The organism is Bradyrhizobium sp. WSM471 (assembly GCF_000244915.1).
GTDB lineage: Bacteria > Pseudomonadota > Alphaproteobacteria > Rhizobiales > Xanthobacteraceae > Bradyrhizobium.
In genome coordinates this window covers 6,406,635-6,423,800 of record NZ_CM001442.1, presented here as the reverse complement: position 1 = coordinate 6,423,800, position 17,166 = coordinate 6,406,635, and the positions used below count along the sequence as shown (strand labels likewise).

The following is a 17,166-nucleotide window of genomic DNA, read 5'->3' as shown; positions in this document are numbered from 1 at the left end:
GCTTGATCATGATCCTCCTTCCCCCGCTTGCCACAACGCATCGAGGGCGTGACGGTAGGTCGGATAAGCAAGCGTGACGCCGAGCTCGCGCCTCAGTTTCGCGTTGGAAACACGAGCGCTGCTGGCATAGAAGCTGCGGGCCATCGCCGACATCTCGGCGGTCTCGAACGGCTCTTCCGGCGGCGGCGCAACATTCATCAGCTTTGCCGCGTAAGCGATCACGTCCTGCGGCGGCGCCGGCTCGTCGTCGCAGACGTTCCAGATGCCGCCGCTCGGCTGATTCACCGCGGCCATGATCGCGCTCGCGATGTCGCCGACGTGGATGCGGTTGAACACCTGTCCCGGCTTGATGATGCGCCGGGCCGTTCCAGCGCGGAGCGTCACCAGCGCGTTACGGCCGGGGCCATAGATACCCGCAAGCCGCAGGATCGCGGCGTTGCCACCGGTCGTGTCGGTCCAGGCCTGTTCCGCCGCGACCCGCATGCGCGTCCGGTCGAGGTCCGCCTTCGGCGGCGTGCTCTCGTCGACCCATCCACCGGCGTGGTCACCATACACGCCGATCGTGGACAAATAGACGATCTTGCGGTTTCCGCCCGCCGCCAGCAGGCCGGAGAAGGCCGTGATTGCGGGATCGCCGCTGCCGCCGGGCGGGATCGATATGAGAAGGACATCCGCATCTCTCATGCGTTCGACTGTCTCGCGTGCCGGACTGCTGTCGGAGAAGGCGTGCACCTCGATGCCGGCGAGGTCGCCCCGCTGCGCGGGATCGCGCACCGTGCCGGCGATATGCGAGAAGCGGCCACCGAACAGGCGGACGAAGTGCCGGGCACTGTAGCCGAGACCAAGGATAAAGAGCCGCATACGTCTTCCTTGCAGGTCGGAGTTCCCGTTCGCGCCGCAGCGCGTTCTCCGCTCATAAGAGATTTTTGGGTCCAGCAAAAGATATTGCGATTTGTCCCGCCCGGCGGTGCAGGCGATGGTCGCTCGTCAGGAGGGACGCAACGATCATGCAGGCAGAAGCGCCAGCCATAATGCTATCTGACGCCGCTGAGCTGGTCTGCCGCGCCGCCGCGCTGATCTTCGACGTCGACGGCACCTTGGCCGAGACCGAAGAGCTGCATCGGCAGGCCTTCAACCATGCCTTCGCCCGCCACGGTCTCGACTGGCAGTGGGACCGGGCGGTCTACAAGGAGCTACTGCGGGTCACGGGCGGCAAGGAGCGGATCCGCGCCCACCATGAAAGGTTGCTGATCGCGGCGCCACTGCCGGACGAGGACATTGCCGCGCTCCATCGCATCAAGACTACGCATTATGCCGAACTGGTCGAGACCGGCTGTTGCCCCTTACGGCCCGGGGTGAGGGATCTGCTCGCTGCTGCCAAGGCGCGCGGCCAGCGGCTCGCGATCGCGACGACCACGTCGCACGGCAACATCGATGCACTGCTGTCGCGGGCGCTGGGAGAGCGCTGGGCCGCGGATTTTGATGCGATCGTCGCCGGGGATGACGTGCGGCATAAAAAGCCCGCTCCGGATGTCTATTTCGAGATCCTGGCGCGGCTGAAGCTCAACGCGTCCGACTGCGTCGCGATCGAGGATTCCACCAACGGCATGATCGCGGCCTCAAGGACGAACATTCCCGTGCTCATCACCAGAAGCATGTTCTTCCGGGACGATGATTTTAGCCAGGCGCGGGTCGTGCTGGATGATCTGTCCGGGCTCGGGTGAGGCGCCAAAACAAAAAACTGAAAAACAACCCCATGCACAGTAGAATGTGCCTGCGGGCCGGGCGCCCTCAATGGACGCGGTGGCTCGCTCTATCGTCCTCAGCTTGCTCGACAATCTGCGCGATCGGGCTGGACTGGTGGTGCACCAGGCGCCAGTCGTCGCCGACGCGCCGAAAATGGTTGGCCGCGGCCAATGCCGTGCCGTCGACGATCTCGATGCAGAGCACGCGCGCGCTGTCGCCATCCACGATGGCCTGCGGTTCCGCGCAGACGATCTGCGGCCGTTCCGAACTCTGCAGGATGTCGCGCCAGCTTCCGATCACTGTGGCGCGGCCGACGATGGCCGGCCAGCCGGGATGAATGCAGGAAATGGCGTCATCGTCCGCCCACATCCGCTCCATTTCGTCGAAATCGCCGGTCGAAAAGGCGGCGTAGAACGCTGCGTTCGCGGCGATCACCTTGCTGTCCTTTGCCATGCCTCTCGGGTGGGGCAACGACAGGCAAAAATCAAGCAAGACTTCCGTCGACTTTCTATTCGATCTGGACCGCAATGCAGCATTGCTGCCCGTTTTGTGGTCACGCCGAGACCAGAGTCTCCACCGAACGCCGCGCGCCATCCTTGTAGAGTCGGCGGAGCGCCGCGGTCACGGCCTCGCGCAGGCGCGGTTCCGCGCCTAGCGGCCCGAACACTTTTCCGACGCCGAGCAGTGCGGGCGCCAATCGTTCGGCGACGGGACCTGCCTCGCCGGCCAAGCCAGCGAACTCGGCGGCGAGCGGATCGCGCACGTCGATGGTGCGGCCCTTCTCGTCGAGGCCGGTGACGTAGCGCATCCAGCCGGCCACCGCGAGCGCATGTGTCGCGATCGGCAGGTTGCTGGCGAGACGATCCTGGATCGCGCCGAGCAGGCGCTGCGGCAGCTTTTGCGAGCCGTCCATCGCGATCTGCCAGGTGCGGTGATGCAGTGCCGGATTGGCGAAGCGCTTGAGCAGCGAGGCGCGATAGGCGGCGAGATCGGTGCCCGCGGGCATTGTCAGCGTCACCGCCGCCTCTTCCATCACCTGCGCGGCGAGGCGCGCGAAATGCGGATCCAGCATGGTGTCGGCGATGGTCTCGTAGCCGGCGAGATAGCCGAGATAGGCCAGCGCCGAATGGCTGGCGTTGAGCAGCCGCAGCTTCATCAGCTCGAACGGCTTGACGTCGGTGACGAGCTCGACTCCGGCAGCGGCAAGATCGGGCCGGCCTGCCGTGAAACGGTCCTCGACCACCCATTGCGTGAACGGCTCGGTCATGACGGGCCATGCGTCGCGCAAACCGAGTGCCGATGAAACCGCATCGCGGTCACTATCCGTCGTCTCCGGCACGATCCGGTCGACCATGGTCGAGGGGAAGGCCGCCGTATCCGCGATCCACTTGCCGAGATCCTTCGAGCGCAGCGCCGCGAATTGCGTCACGATCCTCTGCACGGTATGGCCGTTGGCGGCGAGGTTGTCGCAGCTCAGCACGGTGAAGGGCGGGACGCCCAGGGCCCGTCGGCGCGCCAGCGCGGCAACGATGAAGCCGGGAGCCGAGCGCGGCGCGTCGAAATTGTTGAGGTCGTGCACGACATCAGGATGCCGTTCGTCGAGATCGCCGGTCTGCGGCGTGTGGCAATAGCCTTTCTCGGTGACGGTGAGGGAGACGATGCGAATGGCGGGATCGGCCATTCGCTCGATCAATCGTGCCGGGCTTTCGCGCGCGACCACGCTGTCGAGCAGCGCACCGATGATGCGGTGTTCGGTGCCTTCGGCCGCACGGACGGCAACCGTATAGAGATGATCCTGCGGGGCGAGGGCGTCGCGTGTGTCAGGGCTGCGCAAGCTGGCGCCGACGATGCCCCACGACGTGGCGCCGGCGGCAAGGCAATCGTCGATGACGACGGCCTGGTGGGCGCGATGAAACGCGCCAAGGCCCAGATGCACGATGCCGGACGTGACGCGCGAACGGTCGTAGGCCGGGCGGCGGATGCCGGGTGGCAGCCGGTCGAGATTGGCGCGGCCAAGACGCTTCGAACCAGGGCGCATGGTCGTCTCTCCCCTTGTTTGGCCGCTGCTTGACATGGCGCCTGTCCTCGGTCAATGCTGCGGTCAATTGGTAAGACCAATTTTCCAAAATTGGCGGGCCGCGGGCAGCGAGAGCTGCCGGCATGACCCTTTCGGGAGGACCAGCGTGCCGCTGGAAGCTGTGGAGGCGAGACGGCTTTATCGCCAGGTCGCCGATCAATTACGAAACCTGATCGACAGCGGCGAGTACGCGGTCGGCAGCCGCTTGCCGACCGAACGCGAACTCGCCGAGCAGCTCAAGATTTCCAGGCCGACAGTGCGCGAAGCCCTGATCGCGCTCGAAGTCGAGGGCCGCCTTCGCATCCGCGTCGGTTCCGGCATCTATGTGATCGAGCCCGCGGCGGTTGCGGCGACCGCGCCTGCTTCCGTCATCGAGGGCCCGTTCGAGCTGCTGCGCGCCCGCGAGTTCCTGGAAAGTGCCATCGCCGAAGAAGCCGCGCGCGTGGCGACGAAGGACGACGTTGCCCGCATCGATGCGTCGCTTGTCGCGATGGAGAATGTAGAACACCCCGGCGAAGCCTCGATGGTGCACGACCGCGCGTTCCACGTCGCGATCGCCGGGAGCCTCGGCAATGCCGTTCTGGTGCGCGTCGTCGGCGAGTTGTTCGACCAGCGCCTCAACCCCTATTTCGCGCAGCTTGCGCATTATTTCGAGAGCCCGGGCACGTGGCGCACTGCGCTTGACGAGCATCGCGCGGTGCGCGACGCGATCGCGGCGCATGATCCCGAGGCCGCGCGCGGTGCGATGCGCGATCATCTCGCACGATCCCAGGAGCGTTTTGCGCAGAATTTTGGCGCCGAGACCGCGGCAGGATCGTCTTCGGCGCGCGGCCGATCGGCAGGCTCGCCGGTAACGCCGGCAAAACCGGAGCGAGCGCTGAAGAAGCGGGCCAAAAGCGGCAGCGTGCGGCGGCGATGAGATTGGGCGGCCCGCGTCCACTTCAGGCGGGCGAACAAGAAGTAGACTTGAAAAATGGAGGAAAAGTCAGTGTTGAAAAAGATGACAATGGTGCTGGCGGTCTCGGCCGCGGCGATGATTGCTACGACTGGCGCCGGCATGGCACAGACCAAGCTGAAATGGGCCCATGTTTACGAGACCTCGGAGCCCTTCCACACCGCGTCGGTCTGGGCCGCGCAGGAGATCGGCAAGCGCACCAACGGGCGCTATGCGATCGACGTCTATCCGGCGTCGCAGCTCGGCAAGGAGGCCGACATCAACCAGGGCCTTTCGCTCGGCTCGGTCGACATCATCATCTCCGGCTCGAGCTTCGCGGCCAAGAGCTTTCCGCCGATCGGCGTGACCTATTATCCCTACACCTTCCGCGACGCCGATCATCTGCTCGCCTACACCAAGAGCGACATCTTCAAGGAGCTCACCAAGGGTTATGAGGACAAGAGCGGCCACCACATCGTCGCGGTGACCTATTACGGGGTGCGCCAGACTTCGTCGAACAAGCCGATCAAGACCTGTGCCGACCTCAAGGGCCTGAAGATGCGCGTGCCCGACGTTCCCGCCTATCTGGCGATGCCGCGCGCCTGCGGCGCCAACACCGCGCCGATCGCGTTCGCCGAAGTCTATCTGGCGCTCCAGAACGGCACCGTCGAGGCGCAGGAGAACCCGCTGACCACGATCGAGGCCAAGAAGTTTTACGAGGTGCAGAAGCACATCGTGCTGACCGGCCATATCGTCGACCACCTCAACACGGTAGTGGCGGGTGCGCTCTGGAAGAAGCTCAGCGACGAGGACAAGAAGATCTTCACCGACGTAGCGCAGGAAGCCGCTGCCAAGGCGACTGCGGAGATCAAGCAGAACGAATCCAAGCTGGTCGCCTTCTTCAAGGAGAAGGGCCTGACCGTGACCGAGGTCGACAAGAACGAGTTCCGCGACACCGTGCTGAAGAACGTCGCGTTCGAGACGTTTGGCTATCGCAAGGCCGATTGGGAACGCATTCAGGCGGTGAAGTGACGACGTAGTCGTCATCCCGGGGCGGTCCGCAGGACCGAACTACGGTGCATTGCGCACCTGAGAATCTCGAGGTTTCGGGTCTGGTGCTAGCGCACCATCCCGGAACGACGTGATCAGTTTGAGGGAGCACACCCATGTCCACCGCCGAGACGCACCGGCACATCACAGCGGACGAGATCGCCCACACCTTTGAGGAGGAGGCGACACCCAAGGTCGATCTCGGCATCTACGCTTTCGAGGACTGGGTGGCGCTGGCGATCTTCTGGGTGATGGCGCTCGCCGTCTTCCTCCAGTTCTTCACCCGCTACGTGCTCAACGACAGCTACGCCTGGACCGAGGAGATCGCGACCTACTGCCTGATCGGCGTGGTCTTCATCGGCTCCTCGATGTGCGTGCGGCTGTCCCGGCACATCCAGGTCGACCTGCTCTATCGCTATCTGCCGCACCTCGTGGCCCGCGCGTTGTCGACGGTGATCGACCTGATCCGGATCGTCTTCTTCGGCTACGCCATCAAGCTGGTCTGGGTCTACATCCAGATCATCGGCGACGAATCCATGACCACGATCAATCTTCCCAAGGACTACGTCTACTATTCGGTGCTGCTCGGCTTCGTGCTGATGTTCGTGCGCTCTCTGCAGGTGGCGGTGCAACATTTGCGACAGGGCTATTCGATCCTCGAACGTCCCGGCGCCTACGACGGTTTTGAAGGGTAATTTCATGCTGCTGCTGCTTGGAGGCTTTCTCGTCCTGATGCTGCTCGGCGTTCCCGTGGCCATCGCGATGGCCGCGTCGTCGCTGCTCTACATCCTGGTCAGCGGGGTAACTCCCGACGTCACGCTGGCGCAGCGCATGATCGCCGGGGTGGAGAGCTTTCCGCTGCTCGCCGTGCCGTTCTTCATCCTGGCCGGCAATCTCATGAACATCGCGGGCGTCACCGGGCGCATCTACAAATTCGCCGTCGCGCTGGTCGGCTGGATGCGCGGCGGCCTCGGCCACGTCAACATCATCGGCTCGGTGATCTTCTCCGGCATGTCGGGCACCGCGATCGCGGATGCCGCCGGTCTCGGCACCATCGAGATCAAGGCGATGAAGGACCACGGCTACTCCACGGAATTCTCCGTGGGCGTCACCGCGGCGTCCGCCACGCTCGGGCCGATCATCCCGCCCTCGCTGCCTTTCGTGATCTACGGCATGATGGCCAACGTCTCGATCGGCGCGCTGTTTCTGGGGGGCGTCATTCCAGGCGTCGTGCTGACGCTGCTGATGATGGCCACCGTCACCTACTTCGCGCACAAGAACAAATGGGGCAGCGATACGCCGTTCTCCTGGCCGCAATTGGGATCGGCGGGGCTCGAGATCCTCGTTGTACTGAGCTTCCCGATGGCTGTCTGGCTTCTGACGGTCGCCGGTCTCTCAACCAATTGGGCAGTTGGGCTTGGCCTGGTCGTGCTGCTCGCGATGGACTGGTACTTCGACTTCTCTGCGGTGATGGCGCTGATGGCGCCGGTGATCCTGATCGGCGGCATGACGCTCGGCTGGTTCACCCCGACGGAAGCCGCCGTCGCCGCCGTGATCTGGTCGCTGTTCCTCGGCCTGGTGCGCTACCGCACCATGACGATGAAAACGGTCGCGAAGGCGACTTTCGACACCATCGAGACCACGGCTTCGGTGCTGTTCATCGTCACGGCAGCCTCGATCTTCGCCTGGCTGCTGACGGTGTCGCAGGCAGCCCAACTGCTGTCGGACTGGATGCTAAGCATCACCCACAACAAATGGGTGTTCCTGGCGCTCGCCAACGTCCTGATCCTGTTCGTCGGCTGCTTCATCGACACCACGGCGGCGATCACCATCCTGGTGCCGATCCTGTTGCCGATCGTGCTCAAGCTCGGCATCGACCCGATCCATTTCGGTCTGATCATGACGCTGAACTTGATGATCGGCCTGTTGCATCCGCCGCTCGGCATGGTCTTGTTCGTGCTCGCGCGCGTCGCAAAGCTGTCGGTCGAGCGCACGACGGTGGCGATCCTACCCTGGCTGGTGCCACTGATGCTCGCACTGATCGCGATCACCTACATCCCCGAATTGACCCTCTGGCTGCCGAAATACATGGGACTTTCCAAATGACAACCACAGCTCTCGCCGCAACCCTGTTTGGCCCCGAAGATCTGCGCATGGTCGAGCATCCACTCGACAAGCTCGCTGAAGGCATGGTGCGCATCCGCTTCGGCGCCGGCGGCATCTGCGGCTCGGACATGCATTATTTCCGTCATGCCCGGACCGGCGATTTCGTGGTGAAATCGCCGCTGGTGCTCGGTCACGAAATTTCAGGCGAGGTCGTGGAGATCGCGGGCTCCGCGGCGAACCTGAAGCTCGGCGACCGTGTCGCCGTCAACCCGTCGCGGTGGTGCGGCCATTGCGGCGCTTGCCGCCAAGGCCGGCAAAACCTCTGCGAAAATATCTACTTCATGGGCTCGGCCTCGAAGACGCCGCACATGCAGGGCGGCTTTGCCAACTATTTCGACGCGATTCCCGCGCAGTGCGTGAAGATTCCCGATCACGTGTCCTATCAGGCGGCGGCGCTCGCCGAGCCGCTCGCGGTCTGCCTGCACGCGGTGGCGCGTGCCGGCAACATCGAAGGCAAGCGCGGCATCATCTTCGGCGCCGGTCCGATCGGGCTTCTGACCATGCTCGCCGCGCGCCGCGCCGGCATGACCGACATCACGGTGGCCGACATCGCGCCAGCGCCGCTGGCTTTTGCGACCCGGCTAGGCGCCTCTCACGTCGAAAATGTCGCAGCCGGCGAGGAAGGCCTGAAGACACAGGCCGCGTCGCGCCCCTACGATGTCGCTTTCGAAGTCTCGGGCACGGCTGCAGGACTTGCCAGTGCGATCGGCATCGTCAGGCGCGGCGGCGTGGTGGTGCAGATCGGCAATCTGCCGGGTGGCCAGATTCCGGTACCGGCCAATGCGGTGATGGCCAAGGAGATCGACCTGCGCGGCTCATTCCGCTTCGGGCTCGAGTTCATGACGGCGGTGGAGCTGATTGCGGACGGCAGCGTCGACGTGCTGTCACTGGTCACCGCCGAGCGGCCGCTGTCCACCGCGCCGGACGCGCTGCGGCTGGCGCTCGACCGCTCGCAGAGCGTCAAGGTCGTGCTGACCGCGAACTGATCCGGGAGAATTCTTATGATGCTCGAGGGATGGCGCTGGTACGGGCCCGATGACCCTGTGTCGCTGGATGATGTCAGGCAGGCCGGCGCGAGCGATATCGTCTCGGCGCTGCATCAGGTGCCGATCGGCGAACCCTGGACACGAAAGGCGGTCGAGGAGCGCAAGAACTTCATCGAGCGCGGCCAGCCCGGCCGTTCGCAGCTGACCTGGTCGGTGGTGGAATCGATTCCGATCCCCGACGATGTCAAGCGTCTCGGGGCTAAAGCGACGCGCTCGATCGAGACGTGGATCGCCAGCCTGGAGGCGGTTGCCGCTTCCGGCATCAAGATCATCTGCTACAACTTCATGCCCGTCGTGGATTGGTGCCGCACCGATCTCGAATGGGAGCTGCCGAACGGCGCCCGTGCCATGCGCTTCGACCAAGACCGTTTCGCGGCCTTCGAGCTGCACATCCTGAAGCGCCCTGCCGCTATCCAGGAATACTCACCCGAGCAGCAGGCCCGCGCGAAAAAGCTGTTCGACCGGATGAGCCAAGCCGATATCGATTACCTCGTCATGGTGATCGCCAGCGCACTGCCGGGCTCGACCACCGAGCCGATGACGATCCCGCAATTCCGCGACCGGCTCGCAACGTATCGCGACGTCACGCCAAAAATCCTGCGGCAGCATCTCGCCGAGTTCTTGGGCCGCGTCACACCCGTCGCCGAGCAGCTTGGGGTCTCATTGACACTGCATCCGGACGACCCGCCGCGCCCGCTGTTCGGCCTGCCGCGCGTCGCGTCCAGCGCCGATGACTATCAGGCGTTGTTCGATGCCGTGCCGTCAAAGGCGAATGGTATCTGCCTGTGCACGGGGTCGCTGGGCGTGCGCGCCGAGAACAACCTGCCCGCGATGGCCGAACGCTTCGGTCCGCGCATTGCCTTTGCGCATCTGCGGGCGACCAAGCGCGAAGCGGATGGCCTGTCCTTCTACGAGTCAGATCATCTCGACGGTGACGTCGACATGGTCGCGGTGCTGAAGGCGCTGCTGAAAGAGAACGCGCGGCGTTCGCCCGACCGGCAGATCGTGTTCCGGCCCGATCACGGCCACCGCATGCTGGACGATCTCGCCGCCACCAAGCGCACCAATCCGGGTTACACCGCGATCGGTCGCCTCCGCGGCCTGGCCGAGCTCCGTGGCGCGATCCGCGCGATCGAGCATCAATAGCACGCGGCCATCGCGCCGAGCTTCGGATAGAGCCGGTCGATCGCGGCGCGGCGCTTCGCATCACCGCGAATGGGCTGCAGTGCAACCAGCAGGGGCGGGCATGACGCCTGCGCAGGGTGCGAGAAGCCTTTCGATCTTGCGCGCCCTCTCGGCCTGTCCTACGCCAGCCCCGAGCAATAGTTTCGCGAAGCTGCGAAACGCATCGCCAAAGCCTTGAGGGAGCCGTCATGACCATTCGCAACACCCGCACCGGGGGCCAGATCCTGATCGATCAGCTCGTCGCGCAAGGCGTCGAGCGCGTCACCTGCGTGCCGGGCGAGAGCTACCTTGCGGCGCTCGATGCGCTGCACGACAGCCCGATCGACGTCATGATCTGCCGCGCCGAGGGCGGTGCTGCGATGATGGCGGAGGCCTATGGCAAGCTCACTGGCCGTCCCGGCATCTGCTTCGTCACCCGCGGCCCCGGCGCCACCAATGCCAGCCACGGCGTCCACATCGCGATGCAGGATTCCACCCCGATGATCCTGTTCGTCGGTCAGGTCGACACCGGCATGCGCGAGCGCGAGGCGTTTCAGGAGCTCGACTACAAGGCGGTGTTCGGCACCATGGCGAAATGGGCGGTCGAGATCGATCGTCCCGACCGGATTCCGGAGCTGGTCGCGCGCGCCTTCCGCGTCGCCATGCAGGGCCGTCCCGGCCCCGTGGTGATCTCGCTGCCCGAGAACATGCTGACTGAAACTGCTGCCGTTGCGGACGCCATGCGGATCGAGCCGGCGGTGAGCTGGCCGGCGCCCGCAGATATCGAGCGCGTTGGCGCCATGCTTGCGAGCGCCAAAGCACCGCTCATCATTCTCGGCGGCTCGCGCTGGACCGATGAAGCGACCCGGAGCATCGCGCGCTTTGCCGAGCGGTTCGACCTGCCGGTCGCGACCTCGTTCCGCCGCGCGTCGCTGATCGACGCCGATCACTCGCATTATGCCGGCGATCTCGGCATCGGCCCGAGCCCGGGTCTGAAAGCGCGCATCGACGGCGCCGATGTCATTCTTCTCATCGGCGGCCGCATGTCGGAGATGCCGTCCTCATCCTACACGCTGCTCGACATTCCGACGCCGCGGCAGAAGCTGATCCACGTTCATCCCGGCTCCGAAGAGCTCGGCCGCATCTACCAGCCGGAGCTTGCGATCCAGGCCACGCCCGCCGCGTTCGCGGCCGCGGTCGAGACGCTGAAGCCCGCCGGCGCAGTCGCCTGGAAGGGCGAGGCCGCCAAGGCGCATGCCGACTATCTCGCCTGGACCGACAAAGCGCGCGAGCTGCCGGGCACGTTCCAGTACGGCCAGGTCATGACCTGGCTGCGCGATCGCCTGCCCAAGGACGCGATCGTCTGCAACGGCGCCGGCAACTATGCCGGCTGGATCCATCGTCATCACCGCTTCCACAGCTTTGCTTCACAGCTTGCACCGACGTCGGGCTCGATGGGCTACGGCGTGCCGGCCGCGGTGCTTGCGAAGCGACAGTATCCGGACCGTACCGTCATAGCCTTCGCCGGCGACGGCTGCTTCCTGATGAACGGGCAGGAATTCGCGACTGCCGTGCAGTACGACGCAGCCCTCGTCGTCGTCGTCGTCGACAATGCGCAATACGGTACCATCCGCATGCACCAGGAGCGCGACTATCCCGGTCGCGTGGTCGGCACCCAGCTCAAGAACCCGGATTTCGCGATGTACGCAAAAGCGTTCGGGGGCCATGGCGAGCGCGTCGAGCGCACCGAAGAGTTCGCGCCGGCCTTCGAGCGTGCGCTCGCCTCGGGCAAGCCGTCGATCCTCCACTGCATCATCGATCCGCGGGCGATGTCGGTCGGCAAGGACTTTGCCCCTGCGGTGAAAGCATAGCCGATGCCGCAAAGCCGCCACGTCGCCATCATCGGAGCCGGCGCGGTCGGCGTGATCAGCGCGATCGAGGCGCTACGCGAGGGCCATCGCGTCACGCTGATCGATCCGGGCGAGCCCGGTGGCGAACAGGCGGCGAGCTACGGCAATGCCGGCTGGCTCTCCTCGCATTCGGTGATCCCGCCGGCCGAGCCCGGCGTCTGGAAGAAGGTGCCCGGTTATCTCATGGATCCGCTCGGACCGCTCGCGATCCGCTGGTCTTATCTGCCGAAGGCGCTGCCCTGGTTGATCAAATATCTGCTCTCGGGCTGGACCGAGGCGCGGGTCGAGACGACGGCCGTTGCGCTGCGCGATCTCCTGAAGGACGCGCCGCTGCTGCACAGGAAGCTTGCGGAAGAGGCGGGCGTCCCTGAATTGATCGAGCGTAACGGCGTGATGCATGTCTTCCCGTCACGCGGCAATTTCGACAATGATCTCGGCTGGCGCGTGCGCAAGCGCGTCGGCGTCGACTGGTTGGAGCTTTCGGCCGACGAGATGCGTCAGCGCGAGCCCGATTTGCATCCACGCTACACGTTCGGCGTGGTGGTGGAGGAAGCCGGGCGCTGCCGCGACCCCGGAGCCTATGTCGCCGCGCTCGCGCAACATGCGCTGGCAAGCGGCGCCACGCTTGTGCGCGCCAAGGCGATTGGGCTGAATCTATCCGGCAACAAGCTCGTGGCTGTCCTCACCGAGACCGGCGAGATTGCGTGCGATGCCGCCGTGATTGCCGCCGGTGCGCATTCAAAGCGGCTCACGGCGTCCATCGGCGATCCGCTGCCGCTGGAGACCGAGCGCGGCTATCACGTCATGATCGAGAATCCGGAAACGGGCCCGCGCAGCTCGATGATGGCCTCGGATGCGAAGATGGTGGTGAACTGGACCGATAAGGGTTTGCGCGCCGCCGGCACGGTCGAGATCGCAGGCCTCGAGGCCGAGCCGAACTGGAAGCGCGCCGAGATTTTGCGCAACAACCTCTTCAGCATGTTCCCAAAACTGCCGACGGACATTCCGGCGTCGCGTATCAAGACCTGGTTCGGCCATCGGCCGAGCATGCCGGATGGACGTCCCTGCATCGGTTACGCGCGGGCCTCGCGCGACATCGTCTATGCGTTCGGCCACGGCCATGTCGGCCTGGTCGGCTCGGCCCGCACCGGTCGTCTTGTCGCCCAGCTGCTGAGCGGCAAGCCGCCGGAAATTCCGCTCGCACCGTTTTCGCCCGATCGTTTTCTCTGAGATCGCATCATGACCGCTCCAGCCAAATCGTCATCCCGAATCGCCCGCGGCGGCAAGGCCATCTATGGAGCGCCGCTCGGCATCCTGATGCTGGAGGCACGCTTCCCCCGCATTCCCGGCGACATGGGCAACGGCACCACCTGGCCTTTCCCCGTGCTCTATCGCGTTGTGAGCGGGGCTTCGCCGGAGAAGGTGGTGCTGAAGGGGGCGGCCGGTCTGCTGCCTGATTTCATCGATGCGGCGAAGGATCTGGTGCGGCTCGGGGCCGAAGCCATCACCACCAATTGTGGCTTCCTCTCGCTGTTCCAGAAAGAGATCGCAGCCGCCATCGGCGTTCCCGTCGCGACCTCGTCACTGATGCAGGTGCCGTGGGTGCAGGCGACCTTGCCGCCCGGCAAGCGCGTCGGCCTCGTCACGGTGTCCGGTTCGACCTTGACGCCGGCCCATCTCGAAGGTGCCGGCGTGCCGCTCGATACGCCGCTGGTCGGCACCGAGCACGGCAAGGAATTCTTCCGCGTCCTGATCAAGGCCGAGAAGGAGGACATGGACATCGCGCAGGCCGAACGTGACGTGGTCGAGGCCGGCAAGGAGTTGGTCGCCAGGAACCCGGATGTCGGCGCGATCGTGCTAGAATGCACCAACATGCCGCCTTATGCAGCGGCGCTTCAGGCCGAGGTCGGATTGCCCGTCTACGATATCTATTCCATGATTACGTGGTTTCATGCCGGACTACGGCCGCGTCGGTTTGGCTAGAGGTCGAGAAGCTGCCTATGGGCGCAGCCATCCGCGTCGTGCGCTGTCCCACCGGCAGTGGAGGAGGCAGCTATACAATCCCTCGATACCTGATCGCGTCAGACGGTCAGAGCTTTCGCGCCTGAACATCGCTAGAGTGCCGCTCGCAATCCATGGAGACGAGCGGTGCACAGCCTTCAATCCAATCCCGACACGCGCGCAGACGATTGGCCGTCAGAGCTCTACCGCATCCTGAAAGCCGCCGACGTTAGGCAGATGTCCTACGTTCCCGATGCCGGTCACAGCCAGCTCATCCGACTGTTCTCGGCCGACCGCGACGTCACCACCAACGTGCTGACGACGGAAGAGGAGGGCGTCGCCATTGCCGCCGGCGCTTGGCTCGGCGGCCAGCGCAGCGTGCTCTTGATGCAGTCGAGCGGGGTCGGCAATTGCATCAACATGCTGTCGCTGTCGGCGATCGGACGATTTCCACTGCTGATGCTGGTGACGATGCGCGGCGAATGGGCCGAGTTCAATCCCTGGCAGGTGCCGATGAGCCGGGCGACGCAGCCCTCGCTGGAGGCGATCGGCCTGAAGGTGATGCGGGCGGAGACAGGAGAGGATCTGATCGAGACGGTCGAATCGGCCGCAGCGCTCGCCTACGATTCCGATCAGCAGATCGCGGTGCTGATCGGGCAACGCCTGATCGGCAAGAAGAAGTGGTGATGTCAATGCAAGCCCAACTCGACCGCCGCGCCGCCGTTGCCGCGCTCTTGAAGAATCGCAAGGACACGCTGGTCGTGTCCGGCCTCGGCTCGCCGACCTATGACCTTCATTCGGTCGGCGACCATGACGGCAATTTCTATCTCTGGGGCGCCATGGGCGGCGCCGCGCTGATCGGGCTTGGCCTCGCGCAAGCCCAGCCGGGAAAGCGCGTCCTCGCTTTGACGGGGGATGGCGAGCAATTGATGGGCCTCGGCGGCATCGCCACCATCGGGGTCGCGCGGCCGCGCAATCTCGACATGGTCGTGATCGACAATCAGCATTTTGGCGAGACCGGGATGCAGGCCAGCCACACCGGGCGCGGCGTCGATCTCACCGCAATCGCCGTGGCTTGCGGTTTTGCCGCTGCCGGAACCGTGCGGACGATCGAGGAGGTGCAGCGCCTCGCAACCGAAATCGCCGGGCCGGCCGATGGCCCGCGGCTGTTTGTCATCAAGGTCCTGGCCGAAAATCCGCCGCGCTCACTGCCCTCGCGCGATGCTGTCTTTATCAAGAACCGGTTCCGTGCTCATCTCGGCTTCGCGGCGGCCTGAGCCGGGTTTCTCACCCGGCGACAGTCTGCTGTCGAAACAGCTACTCTGGAGTGAGACCATGAAACTATCCGGCAAGGTCGCCGCCATCACCGGCGCGGCGCGCGGTATCGGCAAGGCTTGCGCGAAACGATTCCTGGACGATGGCGTCAAGGTCGTCATCTCGGATGTCGATGCCGATGGCTTGGCCGCGACGGCTGCCGAACTCGCGCGGCCGGATGCCTTGCGTACCGTCGTCGGCAATGTCGCGAAGCGCGCCGATGTCGACCAGCTGGTCGCAACCGCCGCAAAGGAGTTCGGCCGGCTCGACATCATGGTCAACAATGCCGGCGTCGCTCGCAACCGGGACCTCCTGGAGATTTCCGAAGAAGAATTCGACGAAATCATCGGCATCAATCTGAAGGGCGCGTTCTTCGGCGTGCAGGCGGCGGCGAAGCAGATGATCGCGCAAGGTAGCGGCGGCGGGGTCATCATCAACATGTCGTCGGTGAATGCACTGCTGGCGATCCCGGCGCTTGCAACCTACGCCATGTCCAAGGGCGGCATGAAGCAGCTCACCTCGGTCGCCGCCGTCGCGCTGGCTCCGCACAATATTCGCGTTGTCGCGGTCGGGCCGGGCACGATTCTGACCGACATGGTGGCATCGTCCATCTACACCTCGGAGGATGCCCGCAAGACCGTGATGTCACGCACGCCGGCCGGCCGCGGCGGCGAACCGAGCGAGGTTGCCTCCGTCGTGGCGTTTCTTGCGAGCGACGATGCGTCCTACATCACGGGGCAGACAATCTATCCCGACGGCGGCCGGCTGATTCTGAATTACACGGTGCCGGTGAAGGAGAAGTAGCGGACGAAAGGGCACTGCACTCTCCAGTGTCATCGCCCGCGAAGGCGGGCGATCCAGTACTCCGCGATGCCTGCGATAGAACCGAAGGGCCGCGGCGCACTGGATGCCCCGCTTTCGCGGGCATGACAGCGGAGGTCGGATGAGGCAGCCAGCCCCTCACTCCGCCGCGGCCGTCATCCCGTAACCCAGCCGTTTCGAAATGCCGCCCGCGCAGTCGCGCAGGGCATGAGCGATCGGGCCGTCCCAGCGGGCATCGAACGTGCCTTCCGGTCCCATCGCGGTGATCACCAGCGCGACATGGCCGGAATGGTCGAACACCGGTGCAGCGAATGCGTTGACGCCGGGCAGGGGGTCACCAAGCGCGCGGGCGAGGCCGTGCTTGCGGACCTCGGTGAGCATGTCCGCGACCTTCGCGCCTTTCACTGTGCGCTTCGGATTATAGCCGACGCCGTGACGATCGAGGCCGCTTTCGAGCGCGGCGTCGATGGTCTTCTCCGGCAGGAAGGCGGCAAAGGCGCGGCCGGTCGCGGTCTCCAGCAGTGCCATCACCGAGCCGGCCCGCATCACGATGTGCACGGGCTGGCCGGGTTCTTCGAGCTGCACCACGGTCGGGCCATGCGTGCCCCAGACGGCCAGCGAGACCGCGTGCCCGATCTGGCTCGCGAGCGCCGCGATCTTCGGTCCGGCGATACGCACGCCGGAGAGGCGGCGCAGGCTGATGAGGCCAAGCTCCAGCGCGAGTGCGCCGATCTCGTAGCGGCCGGTGGTCTCGTCCTGCTCGATCAGGCCGATGCGCGAGAAGCTGGCGAGATAGGGATGCGCCTTGGCCGGCGTCATGCCGGCCTCGCGTGCGAGATCGCGCAGCATCATCGGCTCGCCGCTGCGGGCGAGGGCGCGGAGCAATTCTCCACCGACCTCGATCGACTGAATGCCGCGGCTTTCTCTCTTCATGCG

General features: G+C 65.0%; 17 protein-coding genes. 13 read left to right on the top strand and 4 right to left on the bottom strand.

The window, feature by feature from the left end:
* Window positions 1-6: 6 nt before the first annotated feature.
* Window positions 7-861: an SDR family oxidoreductase gene (locus BRA471DRAFT_RS29215; protein WP_007613905.1), complete on the bottom strand. Its 855-nt coding sequence runs from the start codon at window positions 859-861 to the stop codon at window positions 7-9.
* A 146-nt stretch (window positions 862-1,007) separates the two neighbouring features.
* On the opposite strand from BRA471DRAFT_RS29215, the gene BRA471DRAFT_RS29210 reads away from it, so the two are divergent.
* Window positions 1,008-1,724: an HAD family hydrolase gene (locus BRA471DRAFT_RS29210; protein ID WP_007613904.1), complete on the top strand. Its 717-nt coding sequence runs from the start codon at window positions 1,008-1,010 to the stop codon at window positions 1,722-1,724.
* Between the two features lie 67 nt (window positions 1,725-1,791).
* Here BRA471DRAFT_RS29210 and BRA471DRAFT_RS29205 read toward each other — a convergent pair whose 3' ends face one another.
* Both BRA471DRAFT_RS29205 and BRA471DRAFT_RS29200 read right to left on the bottom strand, forming a co-directional pair.
* Window positions 1,792-2,199, bottom strand: a complete 408-nt coding sequence (locus tag BRA471DRAFT_RS29205) for a nuclear transport factor 2 family protein (RefSeq protein ID WP_007613903.1) — start codon at window positions 2,197-2,199, stop codon at window positions 1,792-1,794.
* Window positions 2,200-2,299: 100 nt separating this feature from the next.
* On the bottom strand, window positions 2,300-3,784 hold the full coding sequence (locus BRA471DRAFT_RS29200; protein WP_007613902.1) for a mannitol dehydrogenase family protein: 1,485 nt from the start codon (window positions 3,782-3,784) through the stop codon (window positions 2,300-2,302).
* Window positions 3,785-3,929: 145 nt separating this feature from the next.
* Between BRA471DRAFT_RS29200 and BRA471DRAFT_RS29195 the strand changes: the two genes are divergently transcribed.
* From BRA471DRAFT_RS29195 to BRA471DRAFT_RS29140, 12 genes are all read left to right on the top strand, one after another.
* The gene (locus BRA471DRAFT_RS29195; protein WP_007613901.1) at window positions 3,930-4,742 is read left to right on the top strand and encodes a FadR/GntR family transcriptional regulator; all 813 of its coding nucleotides are present in this window, start codon (window positions 3,930-3,932) and stop codon (window positions 4,740-4,742) included.
* An 87-nt stretch (window positions 4,743-4,829) separates the two neighbouring features.
* On the top strand, window positions 4,830-5,789 hold the full coding sequence (locus BRA471DRAFT_RS29190; RefSeq protein ID WP_035975212.1) for a sialic acid TRAP transporter substrate-binding protein SiaP: 960 nt from the start codon (window positions 4,830-4,832) through the stop codon (window positions 5,787-5,789).
* A gap of 134 nt (window positions 5,790-5,923) precedes the next feature.
* Entirely contained in the window at window positions 5,924-6,502 is a 579-nt protein-coding gene (locus BRA471DRAFT_RS29185) for a TRAP transporter small permease (RefSeq protein WP_007613898.1), read from the top strand.
* 4 nt (window positions 6,503-6,506) lie between these two features.
* The gene (locus BRA471DRAFT_RS29180) at window positions 6,507-7,913 is read left to right on the top strand and encodes a TRAP transporter large permease (RefSeq protein ID WP_007613897.1); all 1,407 of its coding nucleotides are present in this window, start codon (window positions 6,507-6,509) and stop codon (window positions 7,911-7,913) included.
* Window positions 7,910-8,959, top strand: a complete 1,050-nt coding sequence (locus tag BRA471DRAFT_RS29175; RefSeq protein ID WP_007613895.1) for an L-idonate 5-dehydrogenase — start codon at window positions 7,910-7,912, stop codon at window positions 8,957-8,959. Before BRA471DRAFT_RS29180 ends, BRA471DRAFT_RS29175 begins: the two co-directional genes overlap by 4 nt.
* Before the next feature lie 15 nt (window positions 8,960-8,974).
* Window positions 8,975-10,165, top strand: a complete 1,191-nt coding sequence (gene uxuA / locus BRA471DRAFT_RS29170; RefSeq protein WP_007613894.1) for a mannonate dehydratase — start codon at window positions 8,975-8,977, stop codon at window positions 10,163-10,165.
* Between the two features lie 227 nt (window positions 10,166-10,392).
* Window positions 10,393-12,054, top strand: coding sequence for a thiamine pyrophosphate-binding protein (locus tag BRA471DRAFT_RS29165; RefSeq protein ID WP_007613893.1), 1,662 nt, complete (start codon window positions 10,393-10,395; stop codon window positions 12,052-12,054).
* 3 nt (window positions 12,055-12,057) lie between these two features.
* Window positions 12,058-13,323, top strand: coding sequence for an FAD-binding oxidoreductase (locus BRA471DRAFT_RS29160; protein WP_007613891.1), 1,266 nt, complete (start codon window positions 12,058-12,060; stop codon window positions 13,321-13,323).
* Between the two features lie 9 nt (window positions 13,324-13,332).
* The gene (locus BRA471DRAFT_RS29155; RefSeq protein WP_007613890.1) at window positions 13,333-14,076 is read left to right on the top strand and encodes an aspartate/glutamate racemase family protein; all 744 of its coding nucleotides are present in this window, start codon (window positions 13,333-13,335) and stop codon (window positions 14,074-14,076) included.
* Between the two features lie 165 nt (window positions 14,077-14,241).
* Window positions 14,242-14,781: a thiamine pyrophosphate-binding protein gene (locus BRA471DRAFT_RS29150; RefSeq protein ID WP_007613884.1), complete on the top strand. Its 540-nt coding sequence runs from the start codon at window positions 14,242-14,244 to the stop codon at window positions 14,779-14,781.
* On the top strand, window positions 14,781-15,371 hold the full coding sequence (locus BRA471DRAFT_RS29145; RefSeq protein ID WP_007613882.1) for a thiamine pyrophosphate-dependent enzyme: 591 nt from the start codon (window positions 14,781-14,783) through the stop codon (window positions 15,369-15,371). Before BRA471DRAFT_RS29150 ends, BRA471DRAFT_RS29145 begins: the two co-directional genes overlap by 1 nt.
* Before the next feature lie 58 nt (window positions 15,372-15,429).
* Window positions 15,430-16,212 (top strand): SDR family NAD(P)-dependent oxidoreductase, encoded by a 783-nt coding sequence (locus BRA471DRAFT_RS29140; protein WP_007613873.1) that lies wholly within the window; start codon window positions 15,430-15,432, stop codon window positions 16,210-16,212.
* Window positions 16,213-16,368: 156 nt separating this feature from the next.
* On the opposite strand, the gene BRA471DRAFT_RS29135 is transcribed toward BRA471DRAFT_RS29140, so the two are convergent.
* Entirely contained in the window at window positions 16,369-17,163 is a 795-nt protein-coding gene (locus tag BRA471DRAFT_RS29135) for an IclR family transcriptional regulator (protein ID WP_007613868.1), read from the bottom strand.
* Window positions 17,164-17,166 lie beyond the last annotated feature (3 nt).